Origin of the sequence: Streptomyces sp. NPDC088553 (assembly GCF_044752965.1) — a bacterium.
In the GTDB taxonomy this organism is placed as follows: Bacteria; Actinomycetota; Actinomycetes; order Streptomycetales; family Streptomycetaceae; genus Streptomyces.
The window spans coordinates 745564-765301 of sequence record NZ_JBIVMG010000002.1 but is presented as its reverse complement, the minus strand read 5'-3'; the positions used below and the strand labels follow the sequence as shown (position 1 = coordinate 765301).

Here is a 19738-nt window from a genome sequence, read left to right as displayed (position 1 = left end):
GGGGCGAACACTCCGGGGACCGCGAGAGACCCGCCCGTGCGGGGCAGACGACAGCGCCGTCCGGCCCCGTCACGGGACGGCCGGCGCCGGCAGCACACGGACGGTCGCGTCAGAAGCCGGGCGCGCCGCGGGGCGGCGGCGAGTCCTCCGTCCGTACGGCCCGGGACGGACACCGGCCGCCGCATCGGGACGGACACCGGCCGCCGGGTCGCGCCGCTGTGCTCCCCGGCGGACCCCGTACGCCCCGGAGGGCCCGTACGCCCGTTGAGGGGATCACCGAGTCGCGAGGGTGGACATATCGGGACACGATGACACTTCATGGCCCCTTCTCCCAGGAGGCGGGAATGGCTGAGCTCATCGTCATCGGATACGACGACCCCCAGGTGGCCGAGCGGGCGTACGACACGGTGCACGAGCTGCAGCGCGACTACGTCGTGCACCTCAACGGGCTCGCCGTCGTCTCCGTCGACGCGGACGGCAGCACCCACGTCGACACCGACAGCCGCGTCGTCGGGGTCTCCGCCGCCTCCGGCGCCGTGTGGGGAGCCATCTTCGGCCTTCTCTTCCTCCTCCCCGGCGTGGGACTCCTGACCGGAGCCGCCCTCGGCGGCCTCGTCGGGAAGATCAGCAAGTCCGGCGTCGACGACCGGTTCCGCCAGCAGGTGGAGGACCTCCTCAAGCCCGGTTCCGCCGCCGTCGTGATCATGGCCTCGAAGGTCACCGACGACAAGTTCACCGTGGCCATGCGGCCGCACGGCGGCACCGTCCTCAAGACCTCGCTCAGCGACGAGGACGAGAAGGAACTGGCCGAGCAGCTCGCCGGCCCGCGGTAGCCGGCCGCCCCCACCGCACCACCGCCGGAATTCGTCAGGAAGGCTTCCTCATGGACCCCGCGCTCAGCAGCGACGTACTCGCGAAGCTGCGACAGCCCCGCCCGTACCCCGCCGTGTCCCTCGTGATGCCCACCCACCGCCGCGAGCCGGACAACACCCAGGACCCCGTACGCCTCCGCAACCTCGTGGCCGCGGCGGAGAAGGCGATCCAGGACGACCCGGCGGTGACCCGCGAACGGCGCGCCGACGTCATGGACCAGCTGAGCCGTGCGGTGGCCGAGACCGACCTCGCGCACGCCGAGGACGGCCTGGTCATCTTCGTGGCCCCGGGGGAGCACTACGTGTGGACGGTGGCCCGGTCGGTCCCCGAGCGCGTCGTCATCGCGGACACCTTCCTCACCCGGAACCTCGTCGCCGCCCAGGCCGCCGAGCAGCCCTCCTGGGCGCTCGCGGTCTCGGCCGACCGCGTCTCGCTGTGGAGCGGCAGCCCCGAGCGGGTCACCGAGCACACCGGGGACGGCTTCCCGTTCACCCGCAGCCTCGAAGACCCGGACGCGGAGCGCAAGGAGCGCGTCGGCGACCTGCCCAGCACCTTCCAGGACGAGGCCACCCGCCAGTTCCTGCGCGAGGCGCACACGGCCCTGCGCGCCGTCCTCGCCTCGGCGCCGCGCCCGCTGTACGTGATCGGTGAACCCGCCGCCCTCGCGCTCCTGGAGGACACCGGACCGCTCCAGCCGGGCGCGACACCGGTCCACCGCGGAGGGCTCGCGAAGGGACCGGCCACCGCGGTCCACGAGGCCGTCGAACCCGCCCGCCTCGCGCGCGAGTCCGCCGCGGCGACCACCGTCCTGGCCGAACTCGACGCCGCCCGGGGACGCCGCGAGTTCGCCGGCGGCATCGACGAGGTGTGGCAGGCCGTGAAGGAGGGCCGGATCCGGCTGCTCGCCGTCGAGGACCACTACCGGACCGTCGTACGCGACGAGGGCGGCCATCTGGAACCCGCCGAGCCGTCCGAGCCCGAGTCACGGGACGACATGGTCGACGAGATCGTCGAACGGGCCCTCGACACCGGCGCCGAGGTCCAGTTCGTCCGCGACGACGCCCTGATCGACATGGATCGCATCGCCGCCGTCCTGCGCTACTGACGACGACCGCACCGCGATCGCACCGCGACCGCACCACGACGCACCACGACCGTACGACCCACGCTCACGAGAAGAGGACGCATCCTGTGAACCCCACATCGGCGCGCGCGAGACGGGCGGTCCGCGCACGGGCGGTGAGCGCGGCCGCGGCCGTCGTCGTCACGGCCCTCGGCGCGGCCGGCCTCGTCTCCTGCGACACCGGCAACGACGACACCGGCGGCCCCACCTTCAGCGAACGCCCCACGGCCCCCGACACGGCCGGTTTCTCGGGCGAACTGCCCTCCTCCGTCGCCTCCTCCGGGGCGGCGGCGGTCGAATCCGCCCGCGCGTCCGCCTCCTCGGCGGCGGCCTCGGCCTCCGCGCGGGAGGCCGAGCGCAAGGCGTCCATCGGCGCGGAGATCGAGCGCACGCGGCAGGAGGCCGAGGACGAGCTGAAGGACGTGAAGGCCCCGGGCAACGCGCTGAACGAGGTCGCGATGACCGGCAAGCCCCGCGCGGACAGCGGCGGCAAGCTGGCCGTCGTCCTGAACATCACCAACACGACGGACGAGGACGCCTCCTACGCCGTGCAGGTCGACTTCCTCGACCCCTCGGGCGAGGTCGTCGAGACGCAGTTCGTCGGCGTCGAGGACCTTGAACCGGGCGAACGCCAACAGCCGGTGGTCATCAGCCGGCAGCCCCCCGAGCCGGTGCTCACGCCGAGGCTCACCAAGGCGCAGCGGTACTGACGCCAGGACTGACACAGGAGGAGAGCCGTATGTCCGAACTCATCGTCCTCGGCTACGACGATCGCGCCGTCGCGAACCGGGTCTTCACCGAGGTGCAGAAGCTCGGGGACAGCCATGCGCTCGAACTGACCGGACTCGCCGTCGTCTCGGTGGACGCCGACGGCAAGACCCATGTGGACACCCCCGCGAGGAGGAAGGGCGAGGCCGCCCTCTCGGCGACCGCCGGCGCCCTCTGGGGCATGGTCTTCGGCATGATCATCCTCACGCCGGGGATCGGCGTGGTGGGGGCCGCCGTCGGCGGACTCATCGGCAAGCTGAACCAGATGGGCGTCGACAACAAGTTCCGCGACAAGGTCCAGTCGCTGCTGACGCCCGGTTCGTCCGCCGTCGTGGTCATGGCCTCGAAGGTCGCCGAGGACAAGTTCGCCGCGGCCGTGGAGCAGTTCGGCGGAACCGTCCTCAAGACCTCGCTGTCGGAGGAGAGCGAGCGGGAACTCGCCGAGCAGCTCGCGGGCCCCGACCCGACCGGCTGACCCGCCCGTCACACGCCGGACCGGCCACCCCCTCCACGGGGGCGGCCGGTCCGTTCGCGCCCGGTCAGAACTCGACCGCGTCCCGGATCAGCGGGCACGTCATGCAGTGGCCGCCGCCGCGCCCCCGGCCGAGCTCGGCGCCCACGATGGTGATGACCTCGACGCCCGCCTTGCGCAGCAGCGTGTTGGTCTGGGTGTTGCGGTCGTACGTGAAGACGACGCCGGGTTCGAGGGCGACGGCGTTGTTCCCGCTGTCCCACTGCTGCCGCTCGGAGGCGTACACGTCGCCGCCGGTCTCGATGACCCGGAGCTTCGGCAGACCGAGGCCCTTGGCGACCACGTCCACGAACGGGGTGCCGCCCTCGTCGGTGATGTCCACGCCGGGGGCCTTGTCGCCGGGCCGCAGGGTGAAGGTGTGGACCGAGTCCATGATCTTCGGGTAGAGCGTGACGATGTCCCGGTCGGCGAAGGTGAAGACGGTGTCCAGGTGCATCGCGGAGCGCAGCTTCGGCATGCCCGCGACGATGACCCGGTCGGCCGCGCCGTTCTCGAACAGCGAGGCGGCGACCTGGGTGATGGCCTGCCGGGAGGTGCGCTCGCTCATGCCCATGAGGACCACACCGTTGCCGACGGGCATGATGTCGCCGCCCTCGAAGGTGGCCTGGCCCCAGTCCTGTTCGGGATCGCCCCACCAGACGGTGGCGTCCTCGTAGTCGGGGTGGAAGGAGTAGATCGCCTTCATGAGCAGGGTCTCGCCGTGCCGCGCGGGCCAGTACAGCGGGTTGAGGGTCACGCCGCCGTACAGCCAGCAGGTGGTGTCGCGGGTGTAGAGCGTGTTCGGCAGCGGCGGCATCAGGTACTCGCGTACCCCGGTGGCCTCGCGGGCCAGGGACACGTATCCGGAACGGAACGCGTCGGGCAGGTCGGCCGTCGACAGGCCGCCGATCAGGTACTCGGCCAGATCGCGGGCCGCGACGGAGTCCAGGAAGGCACGGGTGTCGTCGATCAGGCCCAGGCCGACCTCGTTGGCGGTGATCTTCCGGTCGAGGAGCCAGGCGCGCGCCTCGGGGATCGCCATCGTCTCGGTGAGCAGATTGTGCAGCTCCACGACCTCGACGCCCCGCTGGGTCAGTTTGTTGACGAAGTCGGCGTGATCGCGCTGGGCGTTCTCCACCCACATCACGTCGTCGAACAGCAGGTCGTCCGAGTTGGTCGGGGTCAGCCGGCGGTGGGCGAGCCCCGGGGAGCAGACAAGGACCTTGCGGAGCCGTCCGACCTCGGAGTACACGCCGAGCGCGGGCTTGGCGGAAGCGTCGTTGCTGGTCATGCGGGGCCTTTCGGATACGGGTGACGAAGGGACGGGCCGGCGGACGACGGGGGCGGACTCAGAGGCTGATCCAGCCGGCGGCGAGGGCAACGACGCCCATGACGGCGCCGGCGATCGACACGACGAGGATCACCAGCTCGCGCGGGGAGAAGAGCTGTCTGCCCTGCTCGCGCCGGGCCTTGACGAACAGGAAGGTCGCGGGCGCGTAGATGATGAAGGAGACCAGGACGAACTTGAGCCCGGCCGCGAACAGCAGGAACGCCGTGTACACCGTGGCGAGGGCGGCCACGACCAGCTCGCCCCGGGTGCTCCGGCCCGCCACCTTCTCCCGCTCGGGGCGCACCGCGATCTTCACCGCGAACGCGGCGGCGAGCAGGAACGGGATCAGACTGAGCGCGCTGGTCAGGTCGAGGGCGAAGTTGAAGGCGTCGTCGGAGAACGCCGTGACGACGAGGACGACCTGACTGAGGGACGTGGTCATCAGCAGCGCCGGAACGGGCACGTCGTCGCCGCTGGAGCGCCCCAGGAAGCGCGGCATGTCCTCGTCCTTGGCCGCCACGAAGAGCACCTCGGCGGCCATCAGGGTCCAGGCGAGATAGGCGCCGAGGACGGAGATGATGAGGCCGACGCTGACGAAGACCTTGCCCCAGGTGCCGACGGCCGCCTCCAGGACCCCCGCCATGGAGGGCTGCCGCAGCTCGGCGATCTCGGCCATCGGCAGGATGCCGTACGACACGATGGTCACCGAGGCGAAGACGGAGAAGACGCTGAGGAAGCCCAGGATCGTCGCCCGTCCCACGTCCTCGCGGCGCTTGGCGTGCCGGGAGTACACGCTGGCGCCCTCGACCCCGAGGAAGACGAAGACGGTGGCGAGCATCGTGCCGCGGACCTGGTTGAACAGCGAGCCGGCGTAGTCGGCGCCCCCCCAGTTGTCGGCGAAGACGGACGCGTCGAAGGAGAACAGGGCCAGGATGACGAAGACGATGATGGGCACGACCTTGGCCACCGTCACGATCCGGTTGATCGCGGCGGCCTCCTTCACCCCGCGCCGGATGAGCAGGAAGAACGCCCACAGCCCGGCCGAGGACAGGATGATGGCGAGGGCGGTGTCGCCGTCGCCGAGCGCCGGCCAGATCGCGCCGACCGTCGACATGATGAGCACCCAGTACGTCACGTTGCCGACGCAGGCGCTCGCCCAGTAGCCGAACGCCGAGAAGAAGCCCAGGTACTCGCCGAAACCGGCCTTCGCGTACGCGTAGACACCGGCGTCCAGGTCGGGGCGGCGCACCGCGAGCGCCTGGAAGACGAAGGCGAGCATCAGCATGCCGAAGCCGGCGATCGCCCAGGCGATCAGCGCGCCCGCGACACCCGTCTCCTGCGCGAACCGCCGGGGCAGCGAGAAGACGCCGGCGCCGACCATGGAGCCGACGACCATCGCGGTCAGCGTGACGAGCGTCAGTTTGGCCGCGGGCGGGGACCCGGCGGTGGTGGCGTCAGTTCCGGAATCAGCGTGCGACATGACCTACCTCGAGGGCGACTCGGTGCCCACCCCTGGAAGCGACGAGGGATGACTGGAAGCCGAATCTAGCCGGATAAGGACATTTTGTCCCTGTACGCAACTATTTGTGCTCCTTGAGTCAGTCCGACCCAGGGGCTCTCGGCCATATGGCCCGAATGCCGCAGATCATCGGGTTAAACCTCGAACAGAGCAAGATCGCCGCTTCGAGGTAATGACCTCGGACCGATGGGGTGTACGGGGGTCACCGGCCGTTACTGTTCCCCGGGATCTGGACGGATTCCCAGAGCTTCATCCTCCTTTCTCCCTCTTTCACTTCATTTCCCTGCCTTTCTCGCCGTCGCCGTCTGCACCGTCTGCACCGTCTTCTCGAAGACCTCCTCTCTCACTGGCCGGGACACCCGTGTGCCGGTCACCACCCCCTGCGAAGGAGAGCCCGCCCCATGACCGTCGACACGAGCCCGGAAGCACAGCAGGACACCCCGAAGCAGTCCAGCCTCAGCACCGCCGCTGCCCGGAACCTCGCCACCACGACCAAGTCCGCCCCGCAGATGCAGGAGATCAGCTCCCGCTGGCTGCTGCGGATGCTCCCCTGGGTCGAGACCAAGGGCGGTGCCTACCGGGTCAACCGTCGGCTGAGCTACACCGTCGGGGACGGGCGCATCGAGTTCGTCCAGGACGGGGCGCACGTCCGGGTGATCCCCCGTGAGCTCGGCGAACTCGCCCTGCTGCGCGGCTTCGAGGACGAGGAGGTGCTGAACGCGCTGGCCGGCCGGTGCGTCCAGCGCGACTTCAGCGCCGGCGAGGTACTGGTCACGCGCGGCACCCCCGCCGAGGAGATCCACCTCGTCGCCCACGGACGCGTCAACCAGACCTCCCTCGGCAAGTACGACGACGAGGTGGCCGTCGCGGTGCTCGCCGACGGCGACCGCTTCGGCGAGAACGCCCTCCTGGACGCCGACGCCCGGTGGGACTACACCGCCACCGCCGAGACCTCCGGCACGCTGCTCACCCTCTCCCGCGCCGAGTTCGCCGCGGTGCTCGCCTCGTCACCGGCCCTCCAGGCCCACATCGAGGAGTTCAGCTCCCTCCCGCTGCAGCGCCAGAACAAGCACGGGGAGGCCGAGATCGCGATGTCGGCCGGTCACACCGGCGAGGTCGCGCTGCCGGGCGCGTTCGTCGACTACGAGCTCAAGCCGCGCGAGTACGAACTCTCCGTCGCCCAGACCGTCCTGCGGGTCCACACCAGGGTCGCCGACCTCTACAACGGGCCGATGAACCAGACCGAGGAGCAGCTCAGGCTCACCATCGAGGCGCTGCGCGAGCGCCAGGAGCACGAGCTGATCAACAACCGGGAGTTCGGCCTGCTCCACAACGCCGACTTCAAGCAGCGGATCCAGACCCACTCCGGCCCGCCCACCCCGGACGACCTCGACGAGCTCCTCTGCCGCCGCCGCGGCACCAAGCTCTTCCTCGCCCACCCCCGGACGATCGCCGCGATCGGCCGCGAGTGGAACGCCCGCGGCCTCAACCCGGGCACCGTCGACCTCGACGGCCAGCAGGTCCTGAGCTGGCGCGGAGTCCCGCTGCTGCCCTGCAACAAGATCCCGATCACCAAGGAGAACACCAGCTCGATCCTCGCCATGCGCCTCGGCGAGGACAACCAGGGCGTCATCGGCCTCCGCCAGACCGGACTTCCGGAGGAGTACGAGCCCGGCCTCTCGGTGCGCTTCATGGGCATCAGCGAGCAGGCGATCATGTCGTACCTCGTCACCACGTACTACTCCGCCGCCATCCTCGTGCCGAACGCGCTGGGCGTGCTGGAGAACGTGGAGATCGCCCGCAGGCACTAGCGGAGCTGCCCCGCGGCCGCCACGACGGCCGCGACGGTCCGGAGCGTCCCGGGCCGCACCCCCCGTGCCCGGGACCCCCGACAGCCCACCACCCTCACCAAGGAGTCACGGATGCCCGAACCCGGGCCTTCCCCTCTGCAGTCGAGCCTGCCCACCGCCGCCGCCCACTTCGGGATCCATGTCCTCGGACGGGCGGCCGATCCGACCGTAACGGCCGGGGCGGCCGCTCTCACGGCCGTGGCCGCCGTCGCGACCGGCGCCGCTTCCGCGCCCGGGGCCGGCGCCGCGCCCGTGGCCGGCACCGTGCCCACGGCCGCCGGCGCGTCCGTCGTCGCTCCCGCCGCCGTGGCCGCTCCCGCGTCGCCGGCCGGTGCCGCCGTGGCCGCGCCGCCGGTTCCCGGCCCGGGATTCGTCCTGCCCGGGCCCACCGGCCTCGGCACGGCAGGACTGTCCCTGGCCCGGCGCGAGGCGGCCCCCGAGCCGCCGGAGGCACCGGCGCCCGCGGCACCGGCGGAGGGCCGGCCGATCCCGGGCCTCTACTTCCACCCCGTACCCGAACCCGACCCCGTACGGGTCGACGAGGTCAGCCGCAGGATCAAGGCCTGGGCGCTCGACGAGGTGCAGCTCTACCCCGAGGACTGGGAGGGCGAGTTCGACGGATTCTCCGTCGGGCGCTACATGGTCGCCTGCCACCCCGACGCCCCGACCGTCGAGCACCTGATGCTCGCCACGCGCCTCATGGTCGCCGAGAACGCCGTCGACGACTGCTACTGCGAGGACCACGGCGGCTCGCCCATCGGCCTCGGCGGACGGCTCCTCCTCGCGCACACCGCCCTGGACCCGCTCCACACGACGACGGAGTACCAGCCGCTCTGGGCGGAGTCGCTCCACGCGGACGCCCCGCGGCGCGCCTACCGCTCCGCCATGGAGTACTTCGTCAACCAGTCGACCCCCTCGCAGGCCGACCGGTTCCGGCACGACATGGCCCGGCTGCACATGGGCTACCTCGCCGAGGCCGCCTGGGCCGAGACGGACCACATGCCGGAGGTGTGGGAGTACCTGGCGATGCGGCAGTTCAACAACTTCCGCCCCTGTCCCACCATCACGGACACCGTCGGGGGCTACGAACTCCCGGCGGACCTGCACGCCCAGCCGGCCATGCAGCGCGTCCTCGCGCTCGCCGGGAACGCGACCACCATCGTGAACGACCTGTACTCGTACATGAAGGAACTCGACAGCCCCGGCAACCACCTGAACCTGCCCGTGGTGATCGCCGACCGCGAAGGCGTCTCCGACCGCGAGGGCTATCTGAAGGCCGTCGAGGTCCACAACGACCTCATGCGCGACTTCGAGGCCGAGGCCGCCGCCCTCGCCGCCGCCTGTCCCGTCCCGACCGTGCAGCGCTTCCTGCGGGGCGTGGCCGTGTGGGTCGACGGCAACCACTACTGGCACCAGACCAACACCTATCGCTACAGCCTGCCCGACTTCTGGTAAGAAATGGATTTATCTGTGACCAGCACCGAGTACACCACCGTCACCGGCACCTCCGCGTTCGTTCCGTCCCCGGCGACGCCGTACCAGGGTGACATCGCCCGTTACTGGAACGACGAGGCCAGGCCCGTGAACCTGCGCCTGGGGGACGTCGACGGGCTCTACCACCACCACTACGGCATCGGCGCCGTCGACCACGCCGCCCTCGGGGACAGTGAGGACAGCGAGTACGAGAAGAAGCTGATCACCGAGCTGCACCGGCTGGAGTCCGCGCAGACCGAGGTCCTCCTGGACAACCTCGGAGCCATCGGGCGTGAGGACACGCTCGTGGACGCCGGCTGCGGCCGCGGCGGTTCGAGCGTCATGGCCCACCAGCGGTTCGGCTGCAAGGTCGAGGGCGTCACCCTTTCCTCCACGCAGGCCGAGTTCGGCAACAAGCGGGCGAAGGAGCTCGGCATCGACGACCACGTCCATGCCCAGGTCTGCAACATGCTGGACACCCCGTTCGAGAAGGGCAGCATCGCCGCCTCGTGGAACAACGAGTCGAGCATGTACGTCGACCTCGACGACCTCTTCGCCGAGCACTCCCGCTTCCTCAAGGTCGGCGGCCGCTACGTGACCATCACCGGCTGCTGGAACCCGCGGTACGGCCAGCCCTCGAAGTGGGTCTCCCAGATCAACGCGCACTTCGAGTGCAACATCCACTCCCGCCGCGAGTACCTGCGCGCGATGGCCGACAACCGTCTGGTCCCGCAGGCCGTCATCGACCTGACGCCGGACACCCTGCCCTACTGGGAGCTGCGCGCCACGTCGTCGCTGGTCACCGGCATCGAGGAGGCGTTCATCAACTCCTACAAGGACGGCTCGTTCCAGTACGTCCTGATCGCGGCCGACCGGGTCTGAGCCGGCTGATCCCGTGGGTGCCGAAGGGCCCGGTCCGTCGCGCGACGGACCGGGCCCTTCCGGCCGTTCCCGCTCAGCGCCGCGCCGCGGCGGCCGCGTCGAGCAGCCGCGCGCGGTCGATGGCGTCGCTCCCGGTGGCCGGCACCGTGCACGCGTAGGCGCCCGCCACCGCGCCGTAGAGCGCGCACCGGTCGAGGTCCTCGCCGGTCAGGCGGCCGTAGAGGAAGCCGGCGGCGAAGGCGTCGCCCGCGCCGTTGGAATCGACCACCGGCCCGCAGGGCGTGACGGCGGGAACAGGGACCAGCCCGGCGGCGGTCAGCATGGAGGCGCCCTCAGCCCCGGCGGTGGCGATCACGACCTCCGCCCGGCCCCGCTCCAGAATGCGGCGCATGGTCCGCTCCTTGTCCGTGAGGGCCGTGGCCGAGACGAACACGATGTCCGCGCCGTAGGCGAAGGGCTCGTGGTACGGGTTCTCGCCGTCCCAGTCGTGCAGATCCGTGGAGAGGGTGAGGCCCGCCTCGCGCAGCAGCGGAAGGGCGAAGGCGCAGGGGTGGGTGATCGAGACATGGGCGTGCCGGCTCGCCGATGCCAGAGGGCGGAGCAGCTCCTCGGGCAGCCGATCGGACTCCCGGGAGCGGCTGTCGTCGTAGAGCGAGAGCCGGCGGCCGTCGGGGCCGACGAGGTTGACGGCCCGCTTCGTCCCGCCGGGCAGGGGCACTTCCGTGAACCCGATGCCCCGGTCGCGGTGGAACGCCCGGACGAGGTCGCCCGGGGGGTCGTCGCCGATCATGTCGATGTGGTGCGTCCGCAGGCCGAGTGAGCTCAGCCCGAGGGCCACGAAGTCGCCTGTCTGCCCGGCGCGGGTCTCGATGCCGGGCCGGATCATGTAGCTGTCGGCGTACGGGAGGGGGAGCTCGGGCACGTACACGATCGTGTCGACGCCCGACCCGCCCAGGACGAGGACGTCGTACTGACTGCTCATCAAAGTTCCTCTCGTGCGCGCGGGGAGCCCAACTGCCCGTGATCGCTGGTGAGTCAAGCAGTCCGTGACACCCGGCGGCAAGATCTTTCAGACTGTTGCGAAAAGGGCTTGAGGGGATTCGGCCTCCGTCACCCGCCACCTCCGAATGTCCGGTCGTGGTCTGGACCTGACAAGTGGACTCTCGCTACGGTGGCTTCCGCGCTCGCTTGAGAGCGCTCTCAGTGCCTGCTCCCCCCACTAGGAGGCTCCTGTGAAACGTACGTCCGCCCTGCGCGCCGCCGCCGCGGCCCTGCTGCTCACCGTCGGACTCGGCGCCGCCCAGGCGATGCCCGCGAGCGCCGTCCCCACCGCTGACACGCCCACCGCGTCGGCGGGACTCCTCGACGCCATGCGCCAGGACCTCGGGCTCACCGCGCGGCAGGCCGAGGAACGGCTCGCGGCCGAACGCACGGCGGCCCGCGTCGAGTCCGAGGCCGAGAAGGCCGCCGGTGGCTCGTACGGCGGCTCCTGGTTCGACGCGGGCACCGGACGGCTCGTCGTCGCCCTCACCGACCGCGACGAGGAGGCCGAGATCAAGGCGCTCGGCGCCGACACCCGGCTCGTCCGGCACAGCGTCGGCGCGCTCGACCGGGCCAAGGCGCGGCTCGACGCCCGCCCCGCCCCGAGCGGTGTCGCCGGCTGGCACGTCGACCCCCGCTCCAACAGCGTCGTCGTCACCGTCGTCCGCGCCGACCGGAACGCCCCCGCCGTACGGGACTTCGTCGAGCGGGCCCGCGAGACCGGACCCGTGACCGTCGCCGAGACGGCGACCGCGCCCCGTACGTACGCCGCCGGAACCGTCGGCGGCGACCCGTACTACACCGGCAACGTCCGCTGTTCCATCGGCTTCTCCGTGCACGGCGGCTTCGTCACCGCCGGGCACTGCGGCGGGGCCGGAGCGGCGGTGCGGGGCTGGGACGGGTCCGCGATGGGCACCTTCCAGGGCTCCTCGTTCCCCGGGAACGACTACGCGTACGTGAGCGTCCACAGCGGCTGGTGGACGGTGCCCGTGGTGCTCGGCTGGGGCGTGATACCGGACCGGCTCGTCAAGGGCTCGGCCGAGGCGCCGGTCGGCGCGTCGATCTGCCGCTCCGGCTCCACGACCAAGTGGCACTGTGGCAGCGTCCTGGCCAAGAACGAGACCGTGAACTACAGCCAGGGCGCGGTGCAGCAGATGACGAAGACCAGCGTCTGCGCGGAGGGTGGTGACTCCGGTGGCGCGTTCATCAGCGGCGACCAGGCCCAGGGCGTCACGTCCGGCGGCTGGGGCAACTGCTCGACCGGCGGAGAGACCTGGTTCCAGCCCGTGAACGAGATCCTCAGCCGCTACGGCCTCACGCTCCACACGGCCTGACCCGCCGGATCGCGCGGTCCCGCGCGCCGGGTCACACGGCCTGGCGCGCCGGATCGCGCGGCCCGGACCGCTGTCACAGGAAGTGCACGTCGTACTGCTCCTGCCGGGACAGGAGGTGGTCGAAGGTGTCCAGGCCGTGTGCGACGCGGCCCAGGGACCGGAAGTAGCCGAAGCGGTCGACGCCCGGTGTCAGGACCACGAGAAGGTCCGCGGTCGAGCCGGGGGAGGCGCCGAAGGCGTGCGGCATCCCCGGCGGGACGGAGACCAGCCCGCCGACGGTCACGGTCGTCGTACGGCCGTCCAGGGTGAACCGCACCGAGCCGTCGAGTACGCAGAACAGCTCGGTCGACAGGGCGTGGTAGTGCGATTGGGCGCCGTTCGCGCCCTCGCCGAGAGCGAGACGGTTGGCTCCCAGCGCACCGCCCGTGTCGCGTGCGTCGGCCAGGAGGTGGAACCCGCCGCCGTGGGGGAGTCGTATCCGCTCGGCCTCTTCGGAGCGCACCACCAGCGCCTTCCGGATCTCGGACATCGTTCGTCACTCCTTCTTCGTGGTCCCGGGTGTCGGGTTCCATTCGAGCCCGGGAACAGGCGCGGTACCACAGGCAGTTGTCGACGGCAGCGATGACCGTTCGTGATGAATGAGAGGGACCGGGAGCCTCATGGAGCTGCGGCAGCTGCGGTACTTCGTGGCCGTCGCGGAGGAGGGCGGTTTCGGGAGGGCGGCCGAGCGCCTCGGCATCGTCCAGTCGGCGGTCAGTCAGCAGATCCGGCGCCTCGAACGCGAGTGGGGCGTGGTGCTCTTCGAGCGCACCACCCGGCGGGTCGGCCTCTCCGGCGCGGGCGAGCGGCTGCTGACGGAGGCTCGCGCCGTGCTCGCCGCCGCCGACCGGGCCGTACGAGTGGCCTCGGACATCACGGCGGGCGACGACGGGATCCTCCGACTGGCCGGCATCCACGGACCCGGCGACCGCATCGAGCGGGTCCTGGGCGAACTCGCCGTCGGTGCGCCGCGCCTGCAGGTGCGCCTGCACAGCCTGCCGGTCGCCCGACGGCTCGCCGCGGTGCGCGCCGGAGAGCTGGACGCGGCGTGGGTGCGGGCGGTGCCGAGCGCACCCGGGCTGGAGGTGCTGCCCCTCTGGGACGATCTGCTGTACGTCGCCCTGCCGGAGGGGCATCCGCTCGCCGTCGAGCGTGTGCTCCGGCTGGAACAGCTGGCCGGCCTGCCGGTGCGGCTCGCGCCGCCGGACGGCAATCCGCCCTTTCACGAGCTGGTCACCGGCGCGTTGCGTGCTGCCGGGGCCCGGCTCGTCCTCGGGCCGCCGTTCACCGATCTGCTGGCCACGCTCACCGCGATCGGCACGGGCCGGGCGCCCTCGTGGACCCTCTTCTACGAGGTGCGCGGGCTGCCGTCGGTCCCTCGGGTGGCCGTGCGCCCCCTCGCCGGCCTCGCCGTCACCACCTCACTGGCCGTGCGGCCGGACCCGCCGGGTCCGGCCCTGCGGCATCTGTTGCGGGCGCTACGGGCCGTCGAGAGGACTTCGTCCCAACGCCCGTGTGTGTGAAGGTGGTTGACGAATGGTCTGGACCAACTTACGGTCTGCTGGAGCGCGCGCCATGCCCAGGACCATCCCCCCACGTCCCCAGGAGCACGCATGCCGGCCCCTCGCCTCGCCCGTTTCCTCGGAGCGGGACTCGCCACCCTGCTCGCAGCCGCCGCCCTCGCGGCCCCCGTCGCCGCGGCCGCCTCCGTCGCCGCCCCGTCCGCGGACACCTGTGCCCTCAAGCAGAAGCCCGCGGGCAAGGTGCTCCAGGGCTACTGGGAGAACTGGGACGGCGCGGCCAACGGCGTCCACCCGCCCTTCGGCTGGGCGCCCATCGACGACCCGCGCTTCGCCGCCCACGGCTACAACGTCATCAACGCCGCCTTCCCCGTGATCCGTTCGGACGGAACGGTGCTGTGGCAGGACGGCATGGACAACACCGTCCGGGTCTCCACCCCCGCGCAGATGTGCAACGCCAAGGCGGCGGGAGCGACGCTCCTCATGTCCATCGGCGGAGCCGCCGCGGGAATCGACCTCAACTCCCGTGCCGTCGCTGACCGGTTCATCGCGACCATCGTGCCCATCCTGAAGACGTACAACTTCGACGGGATCGACATCGACATCGAGACCGGTCTCGTCGGCAGCGGCAGCATCGGCACCCTGTCCGCCTCGCAGGCCAACCTCGTGTACATCATCGACGGCGTCCTCGCCCGCATGCCCGCCGGCTTCGGACTGACCATGGCACCGGAGACCGCGTACGTCACCGGTGGCAGCGTCGCCTACGGCTCCATCTGGGGCGCGTACCTGCCGATCGTCAAGAAGTACGCCGACAACGGGCGCCTGTGGTGGCTCAACATGCAGTACTACAACGGCAGCATGTACGGATGCTCCGGCGACTCCTACGCGGCCGGCACCGTCGCCGGGTTCGTCGCGCAGACCGACTGTCTGAACCGCGGCCTCGTGATCCAGGGCACCACCATCCGGGTGCCGTACGACAAGCAGGTCCCCGGCCTCCCCGCCCAGCCGGGCGCGGGCGGTGGCCACATGGCGCCGTCGCTCGTCGCGCAGGCGTGGAACCACTACGGCGGGGCGCTCAAGGGCCTGATGACCTGGTCGGCGAACTGGGACGGGTCGAAGGGCTGGACGTTCGGCGACAACGTGAAGGCCCTCCAGGGCCGCTAGCGAGTCCGGCGGCTCCCCTCGGCTCCGGCCCGACCGGAGCGTCGCCGTGCTCCGGGCCGGTGATCCAGAACCCGGGATCACTGGCCCGGGGCACGGCAGTTGTGCTTTGCTGGCCGCATGACCCTGCTCGTGACGCGCCGACACGTGGACTACGTGCGCGTCACGACCACGTCCTGTTCCGGCTGACCCCGAGGCCCTCGTCCCGGCAGCCGGCCGTCGCCCGCGCGACCACCGTGCCCCCGTCACACCCCTGAGCGTCACCCTCCGGCAGCCCCTTCGGGCCCCGTCGGCACGGGCCGGCGCGAGCGGCCTCCCGGTGCGAGCCCCGCACGTGACGCGCAGACGACCCCAGGAGGACCCATGACCACCCGCAACGCCCCCGCTCCCGCGACCGAGGCCGACCTCGACGCCGACTCCGGACCGAAGGCCTTCAGCGCCGCGTGGGAGGAGTGGCACCGCGACAAGGACGCGCGGCTCGCCGCCGAGCACGGCTTCCTCGCCATCACCGGCCTGCACTGGCTCACCGACGAGCCGCAGCGCGTCACCGACGCCCCCGGACTCTGGTCGACCGGACCCGACAGCGTCACCGTCGAACTCGACGAGGGGACCGAACTCGTCGTCGACGGCACGACCGTCCGCGGACGGTACGACTTCGCCGTCATCCCCGAGCGCGGCGGCATCGACGCCGTCTGGGGCGACACCGTGATCGAGGTCGCCAAGCGCGGCGGCCACCACATCGTCCGGCCGAGGCGCCCCGACCACCCGCTGCGGGTCGCGTTCGCCGGGACACCCGCGTACGCGCCCGACCCGCGCTGGGTCGTCACCGGCAGGTACGTCCCCTTCGTCGAACCGCGGCCGACCACCGTCGGCGCCTCCGTCGAGGGGCTGCAGCACGTCTACGACGCACCGGGCAGCATCACCTTCCGGCTCGACGGCCGCGAACTGAGCCTGACCGCCTTCAACGGATACACCCCCGGCGGCTTCTCGGTGCTCTTCACCGACGCGACCTCGGGCGTCACCACGTACGCGGCCAACCGCAGCCTGCGGATCGACGCGCCCGGCCCCGACGGCGAGGTCGTGCTCGACTTCAACCGCGCCACCAATCTCCCCTGCGCGTACACCGACTTCGCGACCTGCCCGCTGCCCCCGGCCGAGAACCGGCTGCCCGTCGCGGTCGAGGCCGGGGAGAAGATCCCGCACGAGCGCATCCCGGTCACCCCGTAGCCGCTCGGCCCGGGACCTCCGGCCCCGCCAGTGTGCCGAGAGCCGCCGCCACGAGCGCGATGATCGTGGGCGGCAGGGCCGTCCGCACGTCGGGCGCGAAGAGAGGGGAGTGATCGGGCGGGAGCCTGCCCGCCGAGCCGGCCCACTGGGGCGGGCTCGCGGTGCCGGTCGTCCAGTGGACGAGGGGGACGTCCTCCGCGCCGTGGAGCGCGGCGCCCGCGCCGCCGTTCAGCGGGAAGTCCTCCGAGGCCGGCGACGGCGGCCAGTCGGCGACCCGGGCGGAACCGTAGAGCCCGGTGCGGGCGGCGAGGACCGCCCGGGTCGCGGCCGGATCGCCCCACAGGGCCGGAGTGATCCCGGGCTCGTGCGGGCAGCTCAGGGGTTCGACGGACGTCCAGGTACAGGGCGTGTGATCAGCGTCACCCATGTCCTCCGTGATGTTTCCGGACCGGCTTCCGCTTGATCATCCGGCGAATCACGCCGCTTCGAAGGGAAGGGTGATCACGTATGGACCGCGAAAACCTGACGCTGTCCGCGGCCGACATGGGGCGTCACGCAGCCGGGTTCGTGGGGCGTGCCACCGCCAGGGCGCGGCTTCCGCTGGACTACACGGCGGCGAGCCTGCGCGTGGTCGACCGGCTCATCGACGGTCTCCGGCAGGGCGGTGCCGGACGGGAGGACATGGCCGGGCCCCTCCTCGGCATCGGCGCCTACGTCGGCGAGGTACTGGTGCGCGAGGCGGGCGCGGTCTGGATCGACATCCCCCCGGAGCACCTGCTCCGGTCCGTCTTCGCCCACCCCGTCGGGTCGCGGATGCCGGACGGCCGGGTGTGGAATCCGCTCGGCCGGACCGTGAACCGCTTCGAGATCGGACCGCAGGAATCCCTCCAGACCTACTTCCTCACCCTGCACGGGCGGCGGCCGCCACGTACCCGCAGACGGCCGGTCCGGGCGCCGGACGGCCTGGCGGCGGGCCTGTGCTGACGGTCTGACAGGATGACTGCCTTCCGGTACACCGCGGCAACCGGAGGTTCGTGAAGGTACCGGTGGTGAAGAGGAGCGTGTGGACGAGGGGACGGGGCACGCGCCCACCACGGCACGCGATTCCGAACTCGGCTCGGCCGTCGCGCGGGCGCAGGAGGGCGACGAGGAGGCCTTCGCGTACGCGTACCGGACCGTCTACCCGGGGCTCCTCGGCTACCTGAGGGGCATCGTCGGCGAGGACGCCGAGGACGTGGCCTCCGAGGCCTGGCTGGAGATCGCCCGCGACCTCGGCCGGTTCCGCGGCGACGGCGTCGGCTTCCGAGGCTGGACCGCGACCATAGCCCGGCACCGGGCGCTCGACCATCTGCGGAGAGTACGGTCCCGTCCCCGGCCGGCCCTGCTCGAACAGGACGTGCTCGAACTGCCCGCCGCCGCCGACACGGCGGGGGACGCCCTGGAGGCCCTCTCCACGGAGCAGGCCCTCGCGCTGGTCATGGGCCTGCCGCGGGAGCAGGCCGAAGCCGTGCTGCTCCGGGTCGTCGTCGGCCTCGACGGTCCGACGGCCGCCCGGGTTCTGGGCAAACGCCCCGGTGCGGTACGGTCCGCCGCACACCGGGGACTGAGGCGGCTGGCGCGGGAACTCAGGGGAACAGGGAGGTGATGGAATGCCCGACGAGCATCGGCACGAAGGTCTGGAGCGGTCTCTGCGGTCCGCGCTGCGCGGCGACCGGGAGGCGACGGACACGGCCACCACGGGCGGGGTCATGACGGGCGGCGCCGGCGCGGGCGGGACGGCCGGGGGACCGGTGGGTGAGGCGGAGGCGAGCGCCCGGGCCGCCTTCCGGGCCGCGCGTGACGCCGGCCTGCACGTTGCCGGCCGAACGCGCCGGACACGCCGCCGCGACGACTGGACTCCCGGCGCCGCACGGCGGCTTCGCCGGCGCTCCCTGAGAACGGCCCTCGCCGCGGCCCTCGCCAGCGTGACGCTGGGCGGCGTGGCCATCGCCGCCGTGGACCTGCCCATTCCCTTCGCTGACGAGCCGGCGCCCGTCCCGACGACCCCCGTCTCCACGCTCGGCGGCACCACCGCCCCGGCGGCCGGCACGACGACCCCGCCCGATGCGACGTCCGCACCCCTGCCTCTGAGCCCGGCGACACGGCCGGCGACGGATCCGGGCCGGGGAAGGGGCGGGGAGCACGGGGAGGGAAACCGGTGGGACAACAACGGCGTCAAGAACGGCCTCAAGAACGGACCGGGGCAAGGGCAGGTGAACGGGCAGGGGAACGGACACGCGGACGGCCCTGCGTACGGGCACGGGAGCGGCCACGCGTACGGCCACGGGACGGGACCTGAGAAGGGCCCGAAGCCCGCATCGAGCCACGCACCCTCGGGCGCACCGACCGACGCACCGAGGAAGGGGCCGCGGAACGACCCGGGCCGCGACAAGCCCTGACGTTCCGACGACCCCTTGTCCGGACGACCCCTTGTCCGGACGGCCCCTTGCCCGGACGGGACCCCTTGCCCGGATGCCCGGATGCCGCTCACGTCTCGCGGACGCGGGTCCTGCGCCGGTGGTAGGCGATCGCGAGGGCGATGATGGCGGGTCCCCACACGGCGGTGGGAGCGATGCACACCGTCGCGAGCGTCCGCCACGCCTCGTGGATGTAGCCGACCGTGTCGACGACGCCGAGCGCGGTGAGACTGCGGCCGTCACCGATCGGAACGGCCGTGAACAGCGCGGTGAGGATCAGGCCGCCGAGGAGGGCGGGTACGAAGGCCGCCATCGGGCGGAGACGTCTGCCGCCGATGACCGGGATCCAGGCGGGCGCCACCTCCCCCACCCCCGGACGAGCCCGATGGCCAGGAGGGCGGTCACCTCCGTGAAGACGCTGAGGCCGAGGCAGCGTGGGTGACATGGCTCCACCCTCGTGGGGCGGGCGTTCCGCGGAATCCGCCCCACGGGCCGACCCGCGCCGCCGCGCGGGGGGAGACACCGGTCCTCCCGCACGCGCCCTCGCGCGCGGGCCTCGTCGACCGGGTGACGTCCAGGCGATTGCCGCAGTTCGCGCCCCTGGTCCGGCGGTCGGCGGGGATACCGTCCG

General features: G+C 71.9%; 20 protein-coding genes. 14 read left to right on the top strand and 6 right to left on the bottom strand.

What is annotated here, in order from left to right; translation table 11 throughout:
• The first annotated feature begins 344 nt into the window (after positions 1 to 344).
• The 4 genes from ACIP8Z_RS08460 (at position 345) to ACIP8Z_RS08445 (ending at position 3239) form a co-directional block, all read left to right on the top strand.
• Positions 345 to 833, top strand: coding sequence for a DUF1269 domain-containing protein (locus ACIP8Z_RS08460; RefSeq protein WP_402080377.1), 489 nt, complete (start codon positions 345 to 347; stop codon positions 831 to 833).
• A gap of 50 nt (positions 834 to 883) precedes the next feature.
• Positions 884 to 1978, top strand: coding sequence for a chemotaxis protein (locus tag ACIP8Z_RS08455; RefSeq protein WP_402080375.1), 1095 nt, complete (start codon positions 884 to 886; stop codon positions 1976 to 1978).
• 86 nt (positions 1979 to 2064) lie between these two features.
• Positions 2065 to 2706, top strand: coding sequence for an FxLYD domain-containing protein (locus ACIP8Z_RS08450; RefSeq protein ID WP_402080372.1), 642 nt, complete (start codon positions 2065 to 2067; stop codon positions 2704 to 2706).
• A 29-nt stretch (positions 2707 to 2735) separates the two neighbouring features.
• Entirely contained in the window at positions 2736 to 3239 is a 504-nt protein-coding gene (locus tag ACIP8Z_RS08445; RefSeq protein ID WP_402080370.1) for a DUF1269 domain-containing protein, read from the top strand.
• 64 nt (positions 3240 to 3303) lie between these two features.
• Here ACIP8Z_RS08445 and arcA read toward each other — a convergent pair whose 3' ends face one another.
• Both arcA and ACIP8Z_RS08435 read right to left on the bottom strand, forming a co-directional pair.
• Complete coding sequence (arcA, locus tag ACIP8Z_RS08440; RefSeq protein WP_402080367.1) at positions 3304 to 4566, bottom strand: arginine deiminase; 1263 nt, start codon at positions 4564 to 4566, stop codon at positions 3304 to 3306.
• Positions 4567 to 4624: 58 nt separating this feature from the next.
• The gene (locus tag ACIP8Z_RS08435) at positions 4625 to 6085 is read right to left on the bottom strand and encodes a basic amino acid/polyamine antiporter (RefSeq protein ID WP_402080364.1); all 1461 of its coding nucleotides are present in this window, start codon (positions 6083 to 6085) and stop codon (positions 4625 to 4627) included.
• 440 nt (positions 6086 to 6525) lie between these two features.
• Between ACIP8Z_RS08435 and ACIP8Z_RS08430 the strand changes: the two genes are divergently transcribed.
• The 3 genes from ACIP8Z_RS08430 (at position 6526) to ACIP8Z_RS08420 (ending at position 10329) form a co-directional block, all read left to right on the top strand.
• Positions 6526 to 7935 carry a family 2B encapsulin nanocompartment shell protein gene (locus ACIP8Z_RS08430; RefSeq protein ID WP_402080361.1) on the top strand — a complete coding sequence of 470 codons (1410 nt, stop codon included), beginning with the start codon at positions 6526 to 6528 and terminating at the stop codon, positions 7933 to 7935.
• 111 nt (positions 7936 to 8046) lie between these two features.
• Positions 8047 to 9429: a family 2 encapsulin nanocompartment cargo protein terpene cyclase gene (locus ACIP8Z_RS08425; protein WP_402080358.1), complete on the top strand. Its 1383-nt coding sequence runs from the start codon at positions 8047 to 8049 to the stop codon at positions 9427 to 9429.
• 3 nt (positions 9430 to 9432) lie between these two features.
• Entirely contained in the window at positions 9433 to 10329 is an 897-nt protein-coding gene (locus tag ACIP8Z_RS08420; RefSeq protein ID WP_402080355.1) for a geranyl diphosphate 2-C-methyltransferase, read from the top strand.
• Positions 10330 to 10402: 73 nt separating this feature from the next.
• Here the strand turns inward: ACIP8Z_RS08420 and ACIP8Z_RS08415 are convergent, their stop codons facing one another.
• Positions 10403 to 11311 carry an adenosine kinase gene (locus ACIP8Z_RS08415; RefSeq protein WP_402080352.1) on the bottom strand — a complete coding sequence of 303 codons (909 nt, stop codon included), beginning with the start codon at positions 11309 to 11311 and terminating at the stop codon, positions 10403 to 10405.
• Between the two features lie 250 nt (positions 11312 to 11561).
• Here ACIP8Z_RS08415 and ACIP8Z_RS08410 point away from each other — a divergent pair, with 250 nt between their 5' ends.
• Positions 11562 to 12704, top strand: coding sequence for a S1 family peptidase (locus ACIP8Z_RS08410; protein ID WP_402080350.1), 1143 nt, complete (start codon positions 11562 to 11564; stop codon positions 12702 to 12704).
• A 73-nt stretch (positions 12705 to 12777) separates the two neighbouring features.
• Here ACIP8Z_RS08410 and ACIP8Z_RS08405 read toward each other — a convergent pair whose 3' ends face one another.
• Positions 12778 to 13233 carry a cupin domain-containing protein gene (locus ACIP8Z_RS08405; protein ID WP_402080347.1) on the bottom strand — a complete coding sequence of 152 codons (456 nt, stop codon included), beginning with the start codon at positions 13231 to 13233 and terminating at the stop codon, positions 12778 to 12780.
• A 130-nt stretch (positions 13234 to 13363) separates the two neighbouring features.
• On the opposite strand from ACIP8Z_RS08405, the gene ACIP8Z_RS08400 reads away from it, so the two are divergent.
• The 3 genes from ACIP8Z_RS08400 (at position 13364) to ACIP8Z_RS08390 (ending at position 16651) form a co-directional block, all read left to right on the top strand.
• Positions 13364 to 14266, top strand: coding sequence for a LysR family transcriptional regulator (locus ACIP8Z_RS08400; protein WP_402080345.1), 903 nt, complete (start codon positions 13364 to 13366; stop codon positions 14264 to 14266).
• 90 nt (positions 14267 to 14356) lie between these two features.
• Entirely contained in the window at positions 14357 to 15427 is a 1071-nt protein-coding gene (locus ACIP8Z_RS08395) for a chitinase (RefSeq protein WP_402080342.1), read from the top strand.
• 360 nt (positions 15428 to 15787) lie between these two features.
• Positions 15788 to 16651, top strand: a complete 864-nt coding sequence (locus ACIP8Z_RS08390; RefSeq protein ID WP_402080339.1) for a DUF1684 domain-containing protein — start codon at positions 15788 to 15790, stop codon at positions 16649 to 16651.
• Here the strand turns inward: ACIP8Z_RS08390 and ACIP8Z_RS08385 are convergent.
• Positions 16641 to 17078 carry a hypothetical protein gene (locus ACIP8Z_RS08385; RefSeq protein ID WP_402080336.1) on the bottom strand — a complete coding sequence of 146 codons (438 nt, stop codon included), beginning with the start codon at positions 17076 to 17078 and terminating at the stop codon, positions 16641 to 16643. The genes ACIP8Z_RS08390 and ACIP8Z_RS08385 overlap by 11 nt on opposite strands.
• A gap of 80 nt (positions 17079 to 17158) precedes the next feature.
• Here ACIP8Z_RS08385 and ACIP8Z_RS08380 point away from each other — a divergent pair, with 80 nt between their 5' ends.
• From ACIP8Z_RS08380 to ACIP8Z_RS08370, 3 genes are all read left to right on the top strand, one after another.
• Entirely contained in the window at positions 17159 to 17635 is a 477-nt protein-coding gene (locus ACIP8Z_RS08380; protein WP_402080333.1) for a hypothetical protein, read from the top strand.
• 79 nt (positions 17636 to 17714) lie between these two features.
• Positions 17715 to 18296 (top strand): RNA polymerase sigma factor, encoded by a 582-nt coding sequence (locus ACIP8Z_RS08375; RefSeq protein ID WP_402080331.1) that lies wholly within the window; start codon positions 17715 to 17717, stop codon positions 18294 to 18296.
• Between the two features lie 4 nt (positions 18297 to 18300).
• Positions 18301 to 19089 (top strand): hypothetical protein, encoded by a 789-nt coding sequence (locus ACIP8Z_RS08370; protein WP_402080329.1) that lies wholly within the window; start codon positions 18301 to 18303, stop codon positions 19087 to 19089.
• Between the two features lie 88 nt (positions 19090 to 19177).
• Here the strand turns inward: ACIP8Z_RS08370 and ACIP8Z_RS08365 are convergent, their stop codons facing one another.
• Complete coding sequence (locus tag ACIP8Z_RS08365) at positions 19178 to 19468, bottom strand: hypothetical protein (protein ID WP_402080327.1); 291 nt, start codon at positions 19466 to 19468, stop codon at positions 19178 to 19180.
• Positions 19469 to 19738: the final 270 nt, after the last annotated feature.